Source organism: Zhengella mangrovi, from assembly GCF_002727065.1.
GTDB classification, from domain to species: domain Bacteria; phylum Pseudomonadota; class Alphaproteobacteria; order Rhizobiales; family Rhizobiaceae; genus Zhengella; species Zhengella mangrovi.
This window is the reverse complement of the sequence record NZ_PDVP01000011.1, coordinates 1-15889: the sequence shown is the minus strand read 5'-3', so window position 1 is coordinate 15889 and position 15889 is coordinate 1. Positions and strand designations below refer to the sequence as shown.

Annotated in this window: 15 protein-coding genes and 1 tRNA gene; 7 read left to right on the top strand and 9 right to left on the bottom strand. The window is 58.7% G+C overall.

Annotation, left to right across the window (positions count from 1 at the left end; all coding sequences use genetic code 11):
- Positions 1–14: 14 nt before the first annotated feature.
- Positions 15–329 carry a co-chaperone GroES gene (locus tag CSC94_RS16345; RefSeq protein ID WP_099307539.1) on the bottom strand — a complete coding sequence of 105 codons (315 nt, stop codon included), beginning with the start codon at positions 327–329 and terminating at the stop codon, positions 15–17.
- Positions 330–652: 323 nt separating this feature from the next.
- On the opposite strand from CSC94_RS16345, the gene CSC94_RS16340 reads away from it, so the two are divergent.
- The 3 genes from CSC94_RS16340 to CSC94_RS16330 all read left to right on the top strand — a co-directional run bounded on the left by CSC94_RS16340 (position 653) and on the right by CSC94_RS16330 (position 2577).
- A complete protein-coding gene (locus tag CSC94_RS16340) occupies positions 653–1003 on the top strand; it encodes a hypothetical protein (protein ID WP_245408389.1) in 351 nt (116 codons plus the stop codon).
- Positions 1004–1120: 117 nt separating this feature from the next.
- Complete coding sequence (locus CSC94_RS25290) at positions 1121–1330, top strand: nitronate monooxygenase (protein WP_165784463.1); 210 nt, start codon at positions 1121–1123, stop codon at positions 1328–1330.
- A gap of 416 nt (positions 1331–1746) precedes the next feature.
- Positions 1747–2577: a class I SAM-dependent methyltransferase gene (locus CSC94_RS16330; protein WP_099307440.1), complete on the top strand. Its 831-nt coding sequence runs from the start codon at positions 1747–1749 to the stop codon at positions 2575–2577.
- A gap of 388 nt (positions 2578–2965) precedes the next feature.
- On the opposite strand, the gene CSC94_RS16325 is transcribed toward CSC94_RS16330, so the two are convergent.
- The 6 genes from CSC94_RS16325 to CSC94_RS16305 form a co-directional block, all read right to left on the bottom strand.
- Positions 2966–4555 carry a GMC family oxidoreductase gene (locus CSC94_RS16325; protein ID WP_165784462.1) on the bottom strand — a complete coding sequence of 530 codons (1590 nt, stop codon included), beginning with the start codon at positions 4553–4555 and terminating at the stop codon, positions 2966–2968.
- Positions 4556–4763: 208 nt separating this feature from the next.
- Positions 4764–5567: a class I SAM-dependent methyltransferase gene (locus CSC94_RS16320; RefSeq protein ID WP_165784461.1), complete on the bottom strand. Its 804-nt coding sequence runs from the start codon at positions 5565–5567 to the stop codon at positions 4764–4766.
- Positions 5568–6521: 954 nt separating this feature from the next.
- Positions 6522–6923, bottom strand: a complete 402-nt coding sequence (locus tag CSC94_RS16315) for a hypothetical protein (RefSeq protein WP_099307437.1) — start codon at positions 6921–6923, stop codon at positions 6522–6524.
- An 890-nt stretch (positions 6924–7813) separates the two neighbouring features.
- On the bottom strand, positions 7814–8695 hold the full coding sequence (locus tag CSC94_RS24270; protein WP_133122914.1) for a hypothetical protein: 882 nt from the start codon (positions 8693–8695) through the stop codon (positions 7814–7816).
- Between the two features lie 1236 nt (positions 8696–9931).
- On the bottom strand, positions 9932–10924 hold the full coding sequence (locus CSC94_RS16310) for a tyrosine-type recombinase/integrase (RefSeq protein ID WP_099307436.1): 993 nt from the start codon (positions 10922–10924) through the stop codon (positions 9932–9934).
- Positions 10925–11236: 312 nt separating this feature from the next.
- Positions 11237–11614 (bottom strand): hypothetical protein, encoded by a 378-nt coding sequence (locus CSC94_RS16305; RefSeq protein ID WP_133122913.1) that lies wholly within the window; start codon positions 11612–11614, stop codon positions 11237–11239.
- 195 nt (positions 11615–11809) lie between these two features.
- On the opposite strand from CSC94_RS16305, the gene CSC94_RS16300 reads away from it, so the two are divergent.
- On the top strand, positions 11810–12712 hold the full coding sequence (locus CSC94_RS16300) for an HNH endonuclease (protein WP_099307434.1): 903 nt from the start codon (positions 11810–11812) through the stop codon (positions 12710–12712).
- A 131-nt stretch (positions 12713–12843) separates the two neighbouring features.
- Here the strand turns inward: CSC94_RS16300 and CSC94_RS16295 are convergent.
- Positions 12844–12933 (bottom strand) — tRNA-Ser (locus tag CSC94_RS16295).
- A gap of 354 nt (positions 12934–13287) precedes the next feature.
- On the opposite strand from CSC94_RS16295, the gene CSC94_RS16290 reads away from it, so the two are divergent.
- The 3 genes from CSC94_RS16290 to CSC94_RS16280 all read left to right on the top strand — a co-directional run bounded on the left by CSC94_RS16290 (position 13288) and on the right by CSC94_RS16280 (position 14982).
- Positions 13288–13911: a 50S ribosomal protein L21 gene (locus CSC94_RS16290; protein ID WP_099307433.1), complete on the top strand. Its 624-nt coding sequence runs from the start codon at positions 13288–13290 to the stop codon at positions 13909–13911.
- An 84-nt stretch (positions 13912–13995) separates the two neighbouring features.
- The gene (gene rpmA, locus CSC94_RS16285) at positions 13996–14265 is read left to right on the top strand and encodes a 50S ribosomal protein L27 (protein WP_099307432.1); all 270 of its coding nucleotides are present in this window, start codon (positions 13996–13998) and stop codon (positions 14263–14265) included.
- Positions 14266–14385: 120 nt separating this feature from the next.
- Positions 14386–14982: a GNAT family N-acetyltransferase gene (locus CSC94_RS16280; protein ID WP_099307537.1), complete on the top strand. Its 597-nt coding sequence runs from the start codon at positions 14386–14388 to the stop codon at positions 14980–14982.
- Between the two features lie 83 nt (positions 14983–15065).
- On the opposite strand, the gene CSC94_RS24680 is transcribed toward CSC94_RS16280, so the two are convergent.
- Positions 15066–15889 (bottom strand): transporter (locus CSC94_RS24680; RefSeq protein WP_342585963.1); only part of this gene is annotated, 824 nt, incomplete at its 5' end.

The following is a 15889-nucleotide window of genomic DNA, read 5'->3' as shown; positions in this document are numbered from 1 at the left end:
TGGGAAAGAAGCCGTCAGGCGGCCTTCTTCAATTCGTTTTCAGCCTGGAGGACACCCATCACGTCGCTTTCCTTCATGATGAGCAGGTCTTCTCCGTCTAGCTTGATCTCGGTGCCGGACCACTTTCCGAACAGGATGCGGTCACCCACCTTGACGTCGAGTTCAACCAGGTTCCCGCGCTCGTCGCGGGCGCCTGGTCCAACGGCGATGACTTCGCCCTGGCTTGGTTTTTCCTTGGCAGTATCGGGAATAATGATGCCGCCGGCTGTCTTCTCTTCAGCCTCAATGCGGCGGACCAGGATGCGGTCATGCAGTGGACGGAACTTCATGTCGTTCTCCTTCATGGACAAACTGTTTGAGAGGTCCCACCGTTGCCATCGGCAACGGCGTCGCGCGACCCAAAAATGGCATCGCGCGCGAAGATAGCTGGGTGTGCCTGGTCACCGGTTCAAGAGGCCGGAAGAAATTTTTGGCACTCCCTTTATAGGAGTGCTATAAAGCTGAAATCATTCATCTAATCATCGTAGGCGCAAGTTCCATCTTGCATTTTGAGGATGCCGGAACAAAATAACTTCCACGTCATGAGGAAGACTCATGACGTCGGGAAAGCCACAGGAGAATGCCACGACGAGACCCAAGCGGAGGAACACCGATGAAGAATCGCAACAGTTCGACCATCATTCCTTCATTCACGTCCGAAACCTCCGATCCGGACTTGGACCGCCTTTTGTCCCCAGCGCGCTTCTACGAGCACCCAAACGACGTTCTGGCGGATCCGACACTCGAGCTTGCCGAGAAGAGGGCTATCCTGTCCTCCTGGGTTTCTGATGCCTGTGCGGTCGAATCCATGCCTTCCCTGCGGAAGCCGCCTGGCATGCCAGCACCGATCCCCTTCGATGTCATCATGGATGCCTTGCATCGGCTCGACAGCGAGAATCTGCGTGCATCGGGCTCGAATGGGGATCGCAAGCGCGGTCCTGGTTCTCCGGCCCTGGATGCATGACGCGGATAACCTCCTGTCTGAATAGGTGGTTCCGGATTTCACATGCTTACAATGCCGGATTGGGAATACCGTTTATGAGTTCACGGCCTAGTTCCCTAAGTTATCAACGCGGTTTCGGTGCCCATTATCGCCGCCTGCGGCATTGGGGACGATAGAGGGGTTGCAGCAGCCTTCTGCCTTGGTGCGTCAGGAGTCCAGATGGGCACAGCCTTCTTACGCTGTCCTGAAGCAGCGACTGATCGTGTGGAGCGTGAGCAACTGCAGAACGCCAAGGACCGGGACACGATGGTGGCCGACGCCTTTTCGGGAGCCCCGCCAGGATCATGAAATCGAGGTTCGCCGAGGAAATGGAGCGCGACCATTGATGGCTTCCCGAGTTCCCGCGAATGTTCACGCTTGTTCGGCCCGTCAGGGAGGCAGCGGAACCGCGAAATGCTTCTTTCCTGCCTTACGGACAAGCCGCGCCTTTGTCGAAAGGGATCCCGGGCACGGAACTGGTGGCTCTGATCGTGCAAGAGGCGCAAGCAGTGCTGCGCCGGATGGCCAAGCGGGGGCCGGGTTCGCTTCGGGCTTAGAGTGACAGCCGCGCGGTTCGTTCAGCAGCGAGTCCGGAGCTGTCGAAAAGCGGACGTTCGCTTGCTCAAGGTCGGAGCAGCTACGCGGGAGCAGCAGTAAGGTGCTAGGTTGTAGTCAATGCAGGCAATGCAAGTAGCCAGAAACTGCAGTATTTGATATTGTTCACCATGGCCCTTAACCCTGAAGATATCGAGCCTTTCGTCAAGTTCGAACAGGACGGGTGGGAGGGAGCGGCAAGCGCCTATCACGATCATTGGGGTGGGCTGTCTGCGCAGTCTTCTGCCGCCATGCTGCAGGCAGCCGGTATCGGACCAGGGTCTCGAGTTCTGGATATCGCAACGGGCGCCGGCTATGTTGCAGCCGCCGCGGCCAATATGGGCGCAATATCGACGGGGTTGGATTTCGCCCACGCTCAGGTGGCGCTTGCGCGACAACTTCATCCAGAAATCGACTTCTGCCAGGGCAACGCCCAGGACTTGCCGTTCGAGAGTGAGACCTTCGACGCGGTCGTAATGGGTTTTGGCATGAACCATTTGCCGGACCCTGAAAAGGCCGCAACAGAAGCATGGCGCGTGCTCAGGCCAGGTGGTGCGTTTGCTTTCACCGTCTGGGCACCCCCAAGCCCTGGTGAAGGCTTTGGCATTGTCCTGTCTGCAATCCAGGAGCACGGCGTTCCTAACCCGAAGCTGCCTGCAGCCCCGCCCTATTTTCGCTTCGCGGACAAGAGGGAAGTTGAAGGTCTTCTGGGATCCGCTGGATTCGGGGGAATTTCGATCGATATCATTCCACAGGTCTGGCAGCACACGACTCCGGATCAGCTGTTCGACGCGTTCAACGAGGGCGCAGTGCGTGCAACGGCAATGCTTAGGTCACAGCCTGAAAGTGTCCGTGAAATAATCCGAAGCGTAGTCCGCCAAGAGGTCAGCAAGCTTAAATACGGCGACAAGTATCTAGTGCCGGTTCCGGCGGTGCTATCGGTGGGTTTCAAGCAAAGCTGACGCGTAGTTTCCTGCTAAATGAGGTTGTTTGCGGGCTAGAGACGGTCGATCGCATCGTTCATGAGGAAGGCCCGCTCCGACTTTGAGCCACCAACGTTCCTGGCCGCGCCGCACGGCAATTTGGTAGATCAAAAGGTCTCGCAATGCGACCCCACCCCAGCTGTTGCAGTCAACTGACGGTGGCCACGAAGCTCAGCAGTCACCGAGGTTAGTCAGGGCCTCAAAGTGGGTCAGCGATAGTTTTGTGGAGTTCGCCAGGAAGAGGGAAGCGGATACGCCAATCTGTTCGAAAGGAACCATTAGATCATGATGATCAGCGGCACGACTGACGCCGTGCGTGGTTCCCCAAATCCGGCGCTGCCAAAGCTGTCTGATCTTTCTGCAACGCTCAGGCGCGCGTTGCGATCAGGTCGGCTGCCTTTTCGGCGATCATGATAACCGGAGCTTGGGGGTGGCCCGTGTTCATCCGCGGCATCACCGAGGCGTCCGCGATGCTTAGCCCTTCCAGCCCATGCACCCGCAGGTCAGGCGCGACAACTGCGGTGTCATCCTGCCCCATCCGGCAGCTTCCCACCGGATGCCAGGAGGTCGATGACACCTCCCTGATATCTGCCAGAAGCGCATCGTCGGTCGTCTTGTCCGGACCAGGCGAGATCTCCCGCACTCCAAGCTCGGCGAAGGCGTCTTGCGATACGATCCGGCGCGCCGCGTGAATACAAGCGATCAACAGGTCGCTATCGGCCGGGTCGTTCAGGAAGCCCGGGTCGATCATCGGTCGGTCCAACGGATCGGCAGAAACGATGCAAACTCGGCCAGTGCTTCGCGGACGTGTGGGAAAGCCGGATATGGTGAAGCCGTGCCTGTCAGGTGGACGCATCTCCGGCGCGCCGAGGCTGATGAAATAGGGGATCATCAGCAGTTCGATGTCCGGCGCCGCGATGCCGGGAGTCGAACGGAGAAAGGCCCCAGATTCGAAATGGTTGCTGGTGAGCGGCCCACGCTCCTCTGCATAAAGGCGTTGCGCCTCGGCACTCTGTTCGGCGGTCCTGCCAAAAAATGTCAACGGTTTTTCGATTTCCCAACGGCTGCGGTAGTGAAGGTGATCTTGCAAATTTTCGCCTACGCCGGGCAGATCATGTAGCACCTCGACCCCGACCTCCCGAAGTCTGTCACCCGGGCCGATGCCTGAGACCTGCAGGAGATGCGGCGACCCGACCGTTCCTGCCGAAAGCACGGTTTCCTGCGCTGTCGCACGGTGCACCGAGCCCCCCGTGAGGTAGTCGATTCCAAGAATGCGAGAGCCGTCGAGGACGAGACGTAACGCAGTCGCGCCGGTGACCACTGTCAGGTTCGCCCTGCCAACTGCCGCCCCGAGATAGGTTCGCGCTGTGCTTCCACGCGCGTTGTCGCGCAAGGTCGCCGGGAAGTAGCCGCAACCGTCGATGTCGCTCCCGTTCAGGTCCGGGTTGAACGGGATACCGGCCTGCTGACAGCCAGCCAGAAAGATCGCTGTCAGCGGCGAGCGTTCGGCCTGTTCCGTGACCGTGAGTGGGCCGTCATAACCATGCAGGCCCGACTCGCCTTGTGCCTGCCAGTTCTCTGCCTTCCGGAAATAGGGAAGCACGTCCTGCCAGCCCCAACCCGTAGCGCCCAACTGCTGCCAAGTATCATAATCCGAGGGATGGCCCCGCAGGTAGATCATGTAGTTGATGGATCCGGTTCCACCGATGCAGCGGCCGCGCGGATAGCCGATCTGGCGTCGCGAAAGATGCTCCTGCGGCGCGGTTCGGAATCCCCAGTCGAACCGGGTGTTAGGCAGGGCGCCGAAGCTGGCCGGGGTCGATATTCGCGGATCATCGTCATCGCCGCCGGCTTCGAGAAGCAGGACGCGCCGTTGAGGATCATCACTCAGCCTGCTGGCGATCACGCATCCGGCAGATCCCGCACCAACGACGATGCAATCAAATGTGTCCGCCATGATCTGCCCTCCGAACAGTCCGACACCCGTGCAAAGGTTGGTAAGAAGGGTGCGCAGAAATTGTCCCAGCGTCAACAACCAGCGTAGAAACATGTCTGTGGCCATACGGCGAAGACCGAGATGCGCGGGCCATTCCGTTGGCAAGACCCCACCCAAACCACATCGCCGATCCGGCACGGGTTCAGCCTCTCTGGAAACCGTGATCCCGTCAGGGTTTTCTGCCGGAGACGACAAACGAAGGAACAGGCACAACGACGCCGTCAGCCGTATCATAGGCCGAGGCTGCCGTGTTTATCTCCTGCCGAATGCGCGCCACGACGTCGTCCGCCTGCGCGTCCACTATCATCGCACCTCGAACGGTCAAATGCATGAAGTTCTCGAAGAAATCCCCATCGGGCGCATGATAAACGCTGGGCACCTCGCGAACTTCGACGTCAGAGAAGCCGGTTGCTTCCATGAGCGATATGCAGCGTTCCCTGTCCGAAAGGGCGAAGGCATCAGGGGCCCGATCCGCTACCGACAGGTCCGCATGTTTCGCGATCGATCCCATGGTGATACGAAAGAAGTCCGACTCCAAGGGGCTGCACCACTGGCTGAAGGCGTAACGCCCGCCCGGCCGCAGCACCCGGTATGCCTCGGCGATTGCTCGGGCAGGGTCGGTGACATGGAAGATCCCGAAGGGGCAGAGAGCCGCGTCGAAGGTCGCATCGTCGAATTCAAGCTGCAGTGCATCGCCTTCCATGAAGCTGCAATGCGGGAAATTGGCCTTCGCTGCCCGCACCATCTCCGGGGCGAAATCGACGCCAACGGCCCGCGCGCAAACTGCATGCGCTGCGCCAGCGGCGTATCCGGGACCCGTGCATATATCTAGAACCGTGGCCCCGGCCCTAGCGCGCACCGCCGCCAGCAGCGTCGGGATAGCTTGCGTGGTGATGCGTGCGGTGTGATCCTGATAGCTGTTTGCCTTGGACCCCCATCCCTTGCGTTCCTTTTTGCTGAATTCCTCAAACATGTTCTGTCCCCTCCTCATTCACTTGTGGCTCAGTTTAGCACATCCTGAGGACAGCCCTGTCTTCGTCGAAAAAGTGCATGCTAATTGCGAACTGTTTCATCGACATGCGAGCATATTTGTTTCGATCCAGTGAAGATCTACTCATGCTATAAAGGTGGACGTGGCAATGTCGCCGTCGCCGATTTCCCCTCTGGGCTCAATCCAGCAATCTGACAGTTTTTGTCGGATGACGGGTTTGTCCCGGACTGTGGACATCGCTTGGTTGATTCCATCGGCGGCACCATCGTGATTCAAGGGCGACAGGAGGATATTCCATGTCGCATCTATTCTGGCTCGACCACGAGCACCTGAAACGCATCCAGCACTTGTTCCCGACGCCAAGCGGCGTTGCTTCCGGAAGTTTCCGGTTCTGACGCTTCGCAAGTTAGCTGAGCAAGAACAACGGACCGTCTTGAACGAAAAATCCTATTTGTTCAGCATCGGCTGAAAAGGTGGTGCTCGTCTACTTAAACTGCCAACACATTGTTCATATCATCGGCCTCAGTTCTCGCTAAGCGGCCGAAATCATCAATGTGTCTAAGGAGCTGAAACATTGGCAACCGTGCGACAACAACTGGGAGCCTACGGCGAGCAATTGGTCGCAAAGTCATGTCGATGCCCCGGCTGCAAACGGGAAGACTCTCTTGTCAGATTGCCCCCATACGCCTCGCCTGGCTGAAACGTAGCCTAGCCGTTTATCGTCTGGCGTTTGGGCAACCCCGGCAAGACGACTTGCTGGACTACCTGCAGAGTCTAGCGGGAACCAATATGGACCTAACCGACCTTGAAGACTTGCAGATTCGGCTTGAGCCGGAAGTTTCAGATCAGCGAACACGATAAATATTTCGGCAATTTCGGCCCGTAGTAGATGCGCCCATTTAGTAGACGCATCTACTATTTTGCATATCGCATTGGTTACTGCGGGATCGGCCGGTTGCCGGCCAGCGTGCCGATAATGGTGTAGAGGTCGCGGTAGCGCGCGTCGCCTGGGCCGGCGTAGCGGATCATGCCGGCGGCGAGGTTGAGCTCGATGTGGACGCCGCGCGACGGGTCGGTCAGCATGACCGTCGTCTGGCCCCGCGCGGTCTCGAAGAAGTTGAAGGTCGCGCCATTGTCGCCGCGTTCCTGCCACTGGCCGTTGCCGAGGAAATAGAACCCGCCGTTCGGATGGTAGACGGCGGCGACGGCAACCGCGCCGGCGGAGACCGGGGCGACCTCGTGGCCGCCACCGGTGGCATGGGCGGGGAGGGCGGCGGCGCCCATGGCGGAAGCGAAGGCAAAGGCAACGATGGCGAGGCGGCGGCTGGTGGCGGTCATGGCAGTGGTCCCTTCAAGGTTCGGGTTGAAACGATGAAGAAACGTTAGTCTTTGCTGATTGAACCCTTTCCGAACGCGCCCTTCATCCGGTGTTCATGAGGTGGGTTTCGTTGAATGGGATCGTGCGAAATGAACCGGGTAGGTTTTTGCGAGAATGTGGGTCGGCAAACAGGCAGCACCCTGCTCGTAGGTAGGCGGATTTTCTAGGACTTCGTTTCCGCGGAGGGTCTTCGCCGCGGGCATAGCTCTGGTTGCCACAGAGAAGCTCACCGGCAAGCGTTTGGGGTCCGGGAGCAGTCACGGGGCATGCCAACATGAAACGCGCGCCGGTGACTCTCTATTTCGATTTCTCGTAAATCACCGGCGAGACATGCTTCAGCTTCTAAAAGAAAACCGGGAGCAGCGTATTCGGGAGCCGGTGATGAAGTCGTTGACTTGTATGTTTGACACCTTTCAACCGGCGAGATTTTCATCAGCCGCGGATGGAGAGGGCGCAGCCCTCGACAGGCCGCGGATAAAGTTATGCTCGGAAGCACTACCCTCTCCGGGAGAGAGAGAAAAATGGCGGTGGCGTGGACGCGAAGCGGCCCGCCACCGTTACGAGCTTTGCTCGTAACTTATTACATATTTGTTTAGGTAGTTATTTAGCTACATATAACGAAATCGATGACACTCCGGCGTAGAAACAAGCACTTGAATTAACGAGATAAATTAAACTAAGGATCACGCGCCCGGGTCCGGTTTCCTAAATTCAGGGTCACGCGGCTCAACCGATGCCTCCAGACCTGAGATGGCGGGATAGTGGTAGATTCATCTACCTTTCGTAGCGCAACGTCTGTGTCAACGATCGCTGATCCGGCTATGAACACATTGTGAGCAGCGTCCGAGGTCTACGAAGGTGGAACCGCTACAGGAGCCCAAGCTTCTCCCGGTGCTTCAAGCCGCTCCACCAGCAAGCGTTTGCTCCTAGCCTGATCCTTGGTAAGCGAAATCCCGGTCATATTTTCATACTGCGTTGCGATGTCACGGTCAGTGGCTTTTGGATTTTCCATCCGGGCTATCTGGATTGCCTTCCAGAATGTAACAATCTCAGTCTCGCGACCGACAAGTTGCTCCATCCGTTTGCCCTTGCCATAAGCGCGCTGGCGCAGCGTAAGCCGTTTGTGTCGCCGTTCGGCCTCGACATTGATCGCTACACGAGGATCCGATTTATCAGCGGCGCGTTTCGCAGCTTTCACAGATCTATTCCGCTTCCGGGTCCTATTTTGCGAAAGCCGGAATTGATCGACGTAAAAGCGCCGAATGAGAGACAGGGGTATCCGATGTTCGGGAGCCGGCATATCCCGTGCTTCGATGCCGAGACGTTCAGCACTGGCGGGGTTTATTGACACTGAGCCGTAGACATAATGGCATTCGCTGCGCCCAATGCATTTTCCACAATCAGGCGCCTCGCGATCATAGAGTTTTGGGACTTTGAAACAAGCTGGCCGATCCTTGCGCGACCTGGCGCGCACTTTCGCCGACGGTCCGCTTGTTTCGAATTCATCGTCTGCCGGATTGTCGGATCTCTCATCAGGCATTGATCCAAAAGAGCCAAAGGCGTCCAGGTCTATCTTGTTGCCAAGCGCAACCGATGTAGTGCGCATGCTCTCAAACTCCTCTAGACCAAGGTTGTTGAGTGCGTCCAAGAAATCTTCGTCCATTCGCAATCCCTTCCTGCGTGCTGGCATGTATTCGATACTGATTTCAATAATTGAGAGGGCGGTAGCCATCCCGTTCTCCGCTACATAGCAATCGACCGGCGGACCTCTTCGAGAAAAAGGTCTGCTTGCGCATTTTTTTCGAATCAAGCCAATAAGTTGTATTCGGGAAACAGCACACGGCTTTACACACCATGTCATCCAAGCGACGCGACAACGCTTACTACGAAGACCTCCTACAACGCGCTCATCCGGAACACTTCGAGAAACTGAACGCCGGGGAATACAAGTCAGTTCGGGAAGCAGCGATTGCTGCCGGAATTCGAAGAAAACGCACGCCGCTTCAAACGCTGAAGGTCGAATGGGGCAAAGCCTCACATGAGGAGCGAGAGGCGTTCCTCAGATCGATTGGCGCATCGCTCTCGCCCGCTCCCTCTCCTATCACAACAGGAAGCGCTGCCGGACCCACGCCCAGTGGGGGCGGATCCGTGTTGGGACCGGATCGGAAGCTTATGCCCTGGGCGCATGCACGCATATCGGCCATTCTCGACACGCGTAGGATCACGGCGAACTGTGCGATGGGAGAGATGGGCTATAGCACGCTCGATTCGTCGCTGGCGAGCGCTCTTCGCAATCGCTACGCACTTCGAAGAATCGACGAGGCTCGGCTTGCCGGTTGGATCGACGAAAACTCAAAAGCATTAAAGCTATCGTAGACGCATCTACCTTGGTTTTTGGCATTCTTTACGGGCGATGACCCGCGCGTTACTCGATTCCGCCAAACGAGACGCTATGCCGATTCTCATCTAGCAGGTGCGCATGGAGATGTGCTCCAGACCGCCAAACTCGTAGTTTCTCGAATTGTGAGGAGCATTCCTCCGACACGAAGCACCCTATGCATCCCCGATGTCGCTCAAGTCATGACGATGAATTTTGGATACGTATTTTCCTTGAGAGGCTCGGCTTCCGAGTTCGTGGGAAATCTGGAAGTGGCTTCACCGGAAATAGATACGTCTACATTTCTTCACTAGCTACCGGCTGAGCAAGCACGATGGCTGAGCACCTTCAGCGGAGGCGCCTGTAAACACCCATGTCGGGATCGAAGCCGCTGGATTGCGTGTTCGTCGATTAAGCCAAATTTTTCCGACGCCGGAAAAATGAAGCGAAATGAATGCCCAAAAACAAAATGACATTTCGTCAACAGACGAATTTTGGCTCCAAACCGCGATCGCGAGATTAATTTCACTTAATCCGCAGGAACCAGTTAAGCTCGGGATGTGACATTCTGGAGGGTCTATCTTTCCCGCTCTACCCCAACCGGGAGACCAGATCCTTTGCGCGTAGATGCGTATACCGTCCCAACATCCGGAGCTCCTTGTGCCCGGAGATCGATGCGACCTCGACCACATTCAATCCGCGTTCAAACAGACGACTGACGGCTTCGTGTCGCAGGTCATGAAAGCGGAGCCCTACTACGTCAACGCGAGCGCACAGACGTCTCCACGTTTGCTCAAGCGCTCCGGCCGTTGTCGGGAACAACGGCTGTTCTCGGTCCTGGCCATCGCGTGCTAGCCCGGAAATGACTTCGAATGCGCGCATCGAGAGCGGTATCTCTCGCCCTGTGCCGTTCTTTGAGGTGCGTAAGGTTGCCGTCCTAGCAGAGAGATCAATATCAGCCCAACGCAGCGCCAGAAGCTCTCCCCGACGCATCCCAGTTTCAATTGCGACGACAACGAGCGCACGCAGCCATGGAATCTGACCGGCGTCACAGCCATCGAGCAGCCGATCCTCTTCATTGCCCACAAGTCGACGATTTCGAGCATTGGCGACCTTCGGGCGCCGGACCCGCTTCACCGCGTTGCTTGCCAGAGGATAGCCCCAATCACGAATAGCGACCTCAAGGACGTGCGACAGGATAGCGATCTCACGAGTGACAGTCGCCGGAGAAACCACGGCAAGCCGTTCATCCCGATAGGATGCGATGTCGGATGGAGAGATGCCGATTAACGTGCGATGAGCCAAGTCTTGATGGCAGAGCCAATTCAAACGTTGCCGCTCTTGTTCGGCCCCGCGCTTACTGGGTGTCACTTCATCTCGATAGCGCAGCAGTAGCTGCTTGACGGTAGTCGATTCGAGGATCCGAGTATCAGGTGCCGCGCCAAAACGATCCGCCTGTGATTCAAGATCTCGCGCCCAGCGCTCAGCCTCGGTTTTCGTATCGAACGACTTCGCGCGGGGCTTCATCCCGCGACGCCGCACTTGAGCTTGCCAGCGCCCCCGAAGCCTACGGATCGTTGCCATCTTCTGTCTCCGCGAATGATGCGAAGATCTGCGTAGGACGCCGGCGAAATGGCGCCAAGGATAAACCCGGCACACCGCAGGGGTTACCTCTCCACTCTGTTGACCGAGCAGTAGAATTTCGGTTCGAAAATGACTGCTAGCGTGTCGCACCGGTAGTATCTAAGGCGACTTGAGTCATAGTCAGAAGGCGACTATCAGAAGCGCTGATCACGGCTGATCCTCACCCCGGTAAGCCGTGATGGACCGGAGCGGCGCACACACATCGCTCCGGTCCGCTTATTCGCTGATCAAGTTGGATCAAAAGGTCGGCCCCTATTTGCATGTGTCGGTCGCGAGTAGTTCGTTTACGGGCATGAAGAAGGTTGTGACGTCCATCGCCACGATCTCCCCATCGCGAAGGTCCAGACCCGATTTATATGACTGGAAGAATTCGCCCCTTACTCTTGGTGATCCGATCGAGATGATGCCGCCACATACCCAACCGAATTCGTTTCCGGTAGGGGCCTTCATGCGCAAGACGGTAAGATGGTGGTTTTCAGCATCGATCATCCACCGCGGGGCTATCGCATTGACTGCCATCTCCGCGCGAAACTGTTCGAGCATATCTGCCTGCGAGGCGCTGCCAGAAAACGAGACCAGGGCCGTGCCGGTGATCAGTGCCGCAGTTCCTGTAACAAAATAACGTATCATGAGGTCGCGTCCTATCTGCAGGTCAGTGTTGAGACACACTCGCGTAGGACACGGTCAGTTCGGTGTGAAGGAGGTTTCCGGTTCCTTCGTCCTGGAAAAACATCCGAGGTTGGCGGGACTCTCACAAAGTGCTTTCATCCCGATGCATGAACCGTGAAATCTGCCTGATATCTTTGACGAAAGCGCATTTTTAAAATGAACTTCTGGTGGGTAAATCAGAACCAAACCTTCAGCAGCGAAATCGGTGGCGGCTACCTCTGGTCACCAAAGACTAAGAAGGACGGTGGCCGGAACGTCTTCTATGACAACATGACGGCCGTCCGACCGGGTGACATCATATTCTCATTCTATGGCCAGCACATTGGCACGCTCGGCGTTGCTCAAGGACCAGCAGTCACTTCTCAGAAGCCGGAAGAATTTGGCGCGATTACCAACTGGTCCAAGGAAGGCTGGCGCTTGCCGGTGCGCTTCTTCAAGGCAGAGACTGCGATACGTCCAGCAGACCACATGGATGTAATCGGGCCTTTGCTGCCTGATAAATACGCCCCACTGCAAGCGTCCGGTCGAGGAAACCAAGGCGTCTATCTTGCCGCGTTGTCGCCCGAATTGGGCAAGCTGCTCCTACACCTTTGCGATTCAGAAAACTCCGTCGCGGTCGACGAGACCACTGAAATCACGACTGAGCAGCGAACGGATATCCCGGCGACGACGAAAATGCAGATCGTTCAAGCTCGGCGAGGTCAGGGAGCTTTCCGCGAAGGCGTCATCAAGATCGAAAAGCAGTGCCGCGTAACCGGACTTAGCGAAAGCGGCTTCCTGGTCGCCAGCCACATGAAGCCATGGAGCGTCTCATCAGATGAAGAGAAGCTCGATGGCAACAATGGGCTACTTCTGGCGCCCCACATCGACCGGTTGTTCGACCGTGGCTATATCTCATTTGAAGATGATGGATCGTTGCTGATCAGTTCAGCTTTGCCTGAAGAGGTCGCCAAGGCTTGGGGCCTGCGAGACAAATACACGCCACGCTCGTTTCGAAAAGCCCAACTGCCATATGTCGCGTATCACCGAAAAGATGTCTTCAAACGCGAACAAGACTAGTTTCAACGCTGCCGGGCTTCCGGCTTGCGCCGCAAACGTGGCCCTGTGACGGATTGTGACGCAGCGAGCATCGGAAACAGAGCTCACCCGGATCGGGCAAGCTCACAAGCGTTTGATTTAATAAATTATTCTGGCGGAGAGGGGGGGATTCGAACCCCCGATAGAGTTGCCCCTATGCCGCATTTCGAGTGCGGTGCTTTCAACCACTCAGCCACCTCTCCGCTCGTGGTTGACGTCAAACGTCGACGCGGGCGTCTCCATAGCGGGCTGCAACGGCCGACACAAGGGCAAATTTGCGTCCCGCTTTGCTTTTGCCGCCTTGCGGTGACCGGATATGCTTGACTCCCGCGCCGTAGCCATGTATCCGCACGCCCGTCTGGCGGTGTGGGCCATCCACGCCGCCTGATTGTTTTGTTTCCGCCCGGAGAGCATGGCGGCCAGCCGGCCGCAACGACGGGAGAACCGGAAGCAGGACAGCCAGATCGGGCAGAAGCCCGTTCCAAGACTGACAAAAAGACGGACGGACCGGCCAGCAGGACCGGTTCAGATCCGGACGGACACTGAAAGGAAGAAAAATGTTCGCAGTCATCAAGACCGGCGGGAAGCAGTACCGCGTCGCCGCCGAAGACGTCATCGAGATCGAGCGCGTGGCCGGCGAGGCCGGTGATATCGTCACCCTCACCGACGTGCTCATGGTCGGCGAAGGTGCCTCCGCCTCCATCGGCGCACCCTTCGTGGACGGCGCTTCCGTCGCCGCCGAGATCGTGGAACAGAATCGCGGCCCGAAGGTCATCTCGTTCAAGAAGCGCCGCCGCCAGAATTCGCGCCGCAAGCGCGGTCATCGCCAGCTGCTGACCACGGTGCGCATTTCCGAGATCCTGACCGGTGGCGCCAAGCCCTCCAAGGCCGCGGCTCCGAAGAAGGCCGAAGCGCCGAAGGCTGCTGTCAAGGAAGAGGCCGCGCCGGTCGCTGCCGCCGCGCCGCTCTTCACCGCGCCGGCCGGCGAGCCGGACGACCTGACGAAGATCAAGGGCATCGGCCCGGTCGCCAAGCGCCAGCTGGCCGAGCAGGGCATCACCCAGTTCGCCCAGGTCGCCGCGCTGACCGACGAGGAAATCGTCACGATCGACGAAGCCATGCCCTTCTCCGCCGACCAGATCAAGGACTGGCGTGAGCAGGCCAGGGACATGGCGAAGTAAGCCGCAGACGGCTGAGCTTGAATTCGGGCGGCGAAACGCCCATAAGGAACAAAAGGCGCCTTGCAGGCGCGAAGGAGACTGACAATGGCACACAAGAAAGCAGGCGGTTCGTCCCGTAACGGTCGCGATTCCATCGGCCGCCGTCTTGGCGTCAAGAAGTTCGGCGGCGAGAAGGTCGTGCCGGGCAACATCATCATCCGCCAGCGTGGCACCAAGTGGCATCCGGGCAACAATGTCGGCATGGGCAAGGATCACACGATCTTCGCCGTGACCGAGGGCGCCGTGTCTTTCGCCAAGAAAGCCAACGGTCGAACCTATGTGTCCGTCGTGCCGATGGCCGACGCCGCGGAGTAAGCCGGTTCCGCACCAAACACCGGCGGCCCACCTCGGGTTCCGGTGTCTGGAAAGGCAGGAAAAGGATCAGGGGAGATGGGCCGCCATCTCCCCTTTTCTTTTGACCTGATGGAGGAACCCATGGTCGGCGATACACAGGAGAGTGAAGAAGAAAGTCTGTTGCGCATCGATTGCCCGGTCCTGCTGACAGAGCGGCTCGTGCTGCGCAAGCCGCACGAGAGCGATGCCGCCGACCTGGCCCGTCTTGCCAGCAACCCGCGTGTCGCCTTGATGCTCACCCGCATGCCGCATCCCTATGGCATGCGGGAGGCCGATGCTTTCCTTTCCTATGCCGCCAACCGCCAGCATGGCTGCATTTCTGCTGTCACCCTGGCCGCTACCGGCCGATTCATCGGCTGTGCCGGCCTCGAACCGGCCGACGGTGGGGCACTCGAACTCGGCTACTGGTTCGGCCAGCCTTACTGGGGCAAGGGCTACGCCACCGAGACCGCGCACGCCCTCGTCGACGTGGCCTTCCGCAACACCGATGTTGACATGGTGCATGCCTCCTGCCGTGTCACCAACAGCGCTTCGCGCCGCGTCCTGCACAAGTGCGGCTTCCAGTTCGCCGGACACGGCATGAAGACCTCGCTGGCCGCCGGCCGCATCAGCGTCGAGCAGTACCGGCTCGATCGTGCCACCTGGATCGGCCTGAAGAGCTGGGCCGCGAGGGCATAGCCCGTCCATGAGCGGCAGGCCGGAATGAAAGTGGCGGCGCTTCCAGGGCAAGCGCCGCCTCTCCATGCTCTGACGAGGTCAAGTCAGAACTTTCCGACGGCGTTGAGGAAGACGCCCTGGTCGTTGAGGGTTATGTCTCGCAGGTCGTCGGTGAATCGACCGAAGTTGTATCCGACGCCGAGCTTGAAGTTGTCGCCCATGTGGCGGTAGGCGCCGGCGAGGAAGCCGTAGTCGGCGGTCTTCGATCCGGGCAGGTAGAGCACGCGGGCCTCGGCCAGCAGGTCCCACTTCTTCACGACGTGGACGTCGGCGCGCAGGATGCCGAGATGGGCATCGGCCCGCGACCATGCGCCCGTCGTGCGGTCGAGGCTTCGGCCGAGCCGCATGCCGTACTTGCCGCCCAGCGTCAGCCAGCGGTTGATGTCGTAGTTGGCGTCGGCCGACAGGATGTGGCTCTGCTGGCCGGGACCGTTGAGGTCGCCGGCGGCATTGACCTGGGACGCGCCGGGGATGTCGTGCAGGAAGGTATACTTGAACAGCACGTTGAGGCGGTCGTTGTCGACCGGCCGGTAGGCGGCCGCCAGCGAGGCCTCGGCATATTCGCCGTTGCGCAGCGTCGAGGCGCCCTTGGCGTCGGCAAACAGCACGTCGGCACTGGCCTGCAGGGTCAGCGCCTCGTCGGGCATCCAGCCGACCTTGACGCCGCCGGCCCAGGTGTCGGCGTCGCGGCTGCCGTCGGACGAACGCTCGCGGCGGAACTCGCCGCGCAGGCGCGCCGTCAGCCCGTTGTCCTCGCCCTTGTAGGTCGCCGCCGTGGAGAGGGCGAAGCGGTCGAAGTCCGACGCCTTGACCCCGCCGACGATGCGGTCGTCGCGGATCTGCCCGCTCTCGAACCCGCCGGTCAGCG

Bases quoted from the DNA above. Each gene is read 5' to 3' on its own strand.
- CSC94_RS16315 (WP_099307437.1), bottom strand. From the start codon at position 6,923: ATGACCGCCACCAGCCGCCGCCTCGCCATCGTTGCCTTTGCCTTCGCT.
- CSC94_RS16290 (WP_099307433.1), top strand. From the start codon at position 13,288: ATGTTCGCAGTCATCAAGACCGGCGGGAAGCAGTACCGCGTCGCCGCC.
- CSC94_RS16340 (WP_245408389.1), top strand. From the start codon at position 653: ATGAAGAATCGCAACAGTTCGACCATCATTCCTTCATTCACGTCCGAA.
- CSC94_RS16280 (WP_099307537.1), top strand. From the start codon at position 14,386: ATGGTCGGCGATACACAGGAGAGTGAAGAAGAAAGTCTGTTGCGCATC.
- CSC94_RS24270 (WP_133122914.1), bottom strand. From the start codon at position 8,695: ATGGCTACCGCCCTCTCAATTATTGAAATCAGTATCGAATACATGCCA.
- CSC94_RS16305 (WP_133122913.1), bottom strand. From the start codon at position 11,614: ATGATACGTTATTTTGTTACAGGAACTGCGGCACTGATCACCGGCACG.
- CSC94_RS16300 (WP_099307434.1), top strand. From the start codon at position 11,810: ATGAACTTCTGGTGGGTAAATCAGAACCAAACCTTCAGCAGCGAAATC.
- CSC94_RS16345 (WP_099307539.1), bottom strand. From the start codon at position 329: ATGAAGTTCCGTCCACTGCATGACCGCATCCTGGTCCGCCGCATTGAG.
- CSC94_RS16325 (WP_165784462.1), bottom strand. From the start codon at position 4,555: ATGGCGGACACATTTGATTGCATCGTCGTTGGTGCGGGATCTGCCGGA.
- CSC94_RS16320 (WP_165784461.1), bottom strand. From the start codon at position 5,567: ATGTTTGAGGAATTCAGCAAAAAGGAACGCAAGGGATGGGGGTCCAAG.
- CSC94_RS16310 (WP_099307436.1), bottom strand. From the start codon at position 10,924: ATGGCAACGATCCGTAGGCTTCGGGGGCGCTGGCAAGCTCAAGTGCGG.
- CSC94_RS16330 (WP_099307440.1), top strand. From the start codon at position 1,747: ATGGCCCTTAACCCTGAAGATATCGAGCCTTTCGTCAAGTTCGAACAG.
- rpmA (WP_099307432.1), top strand. From the start codon at position 13,996: ATGGCACACAAGAAAGCAGGCGGTTCGTCCCGTAACGGTCGCGATTCC.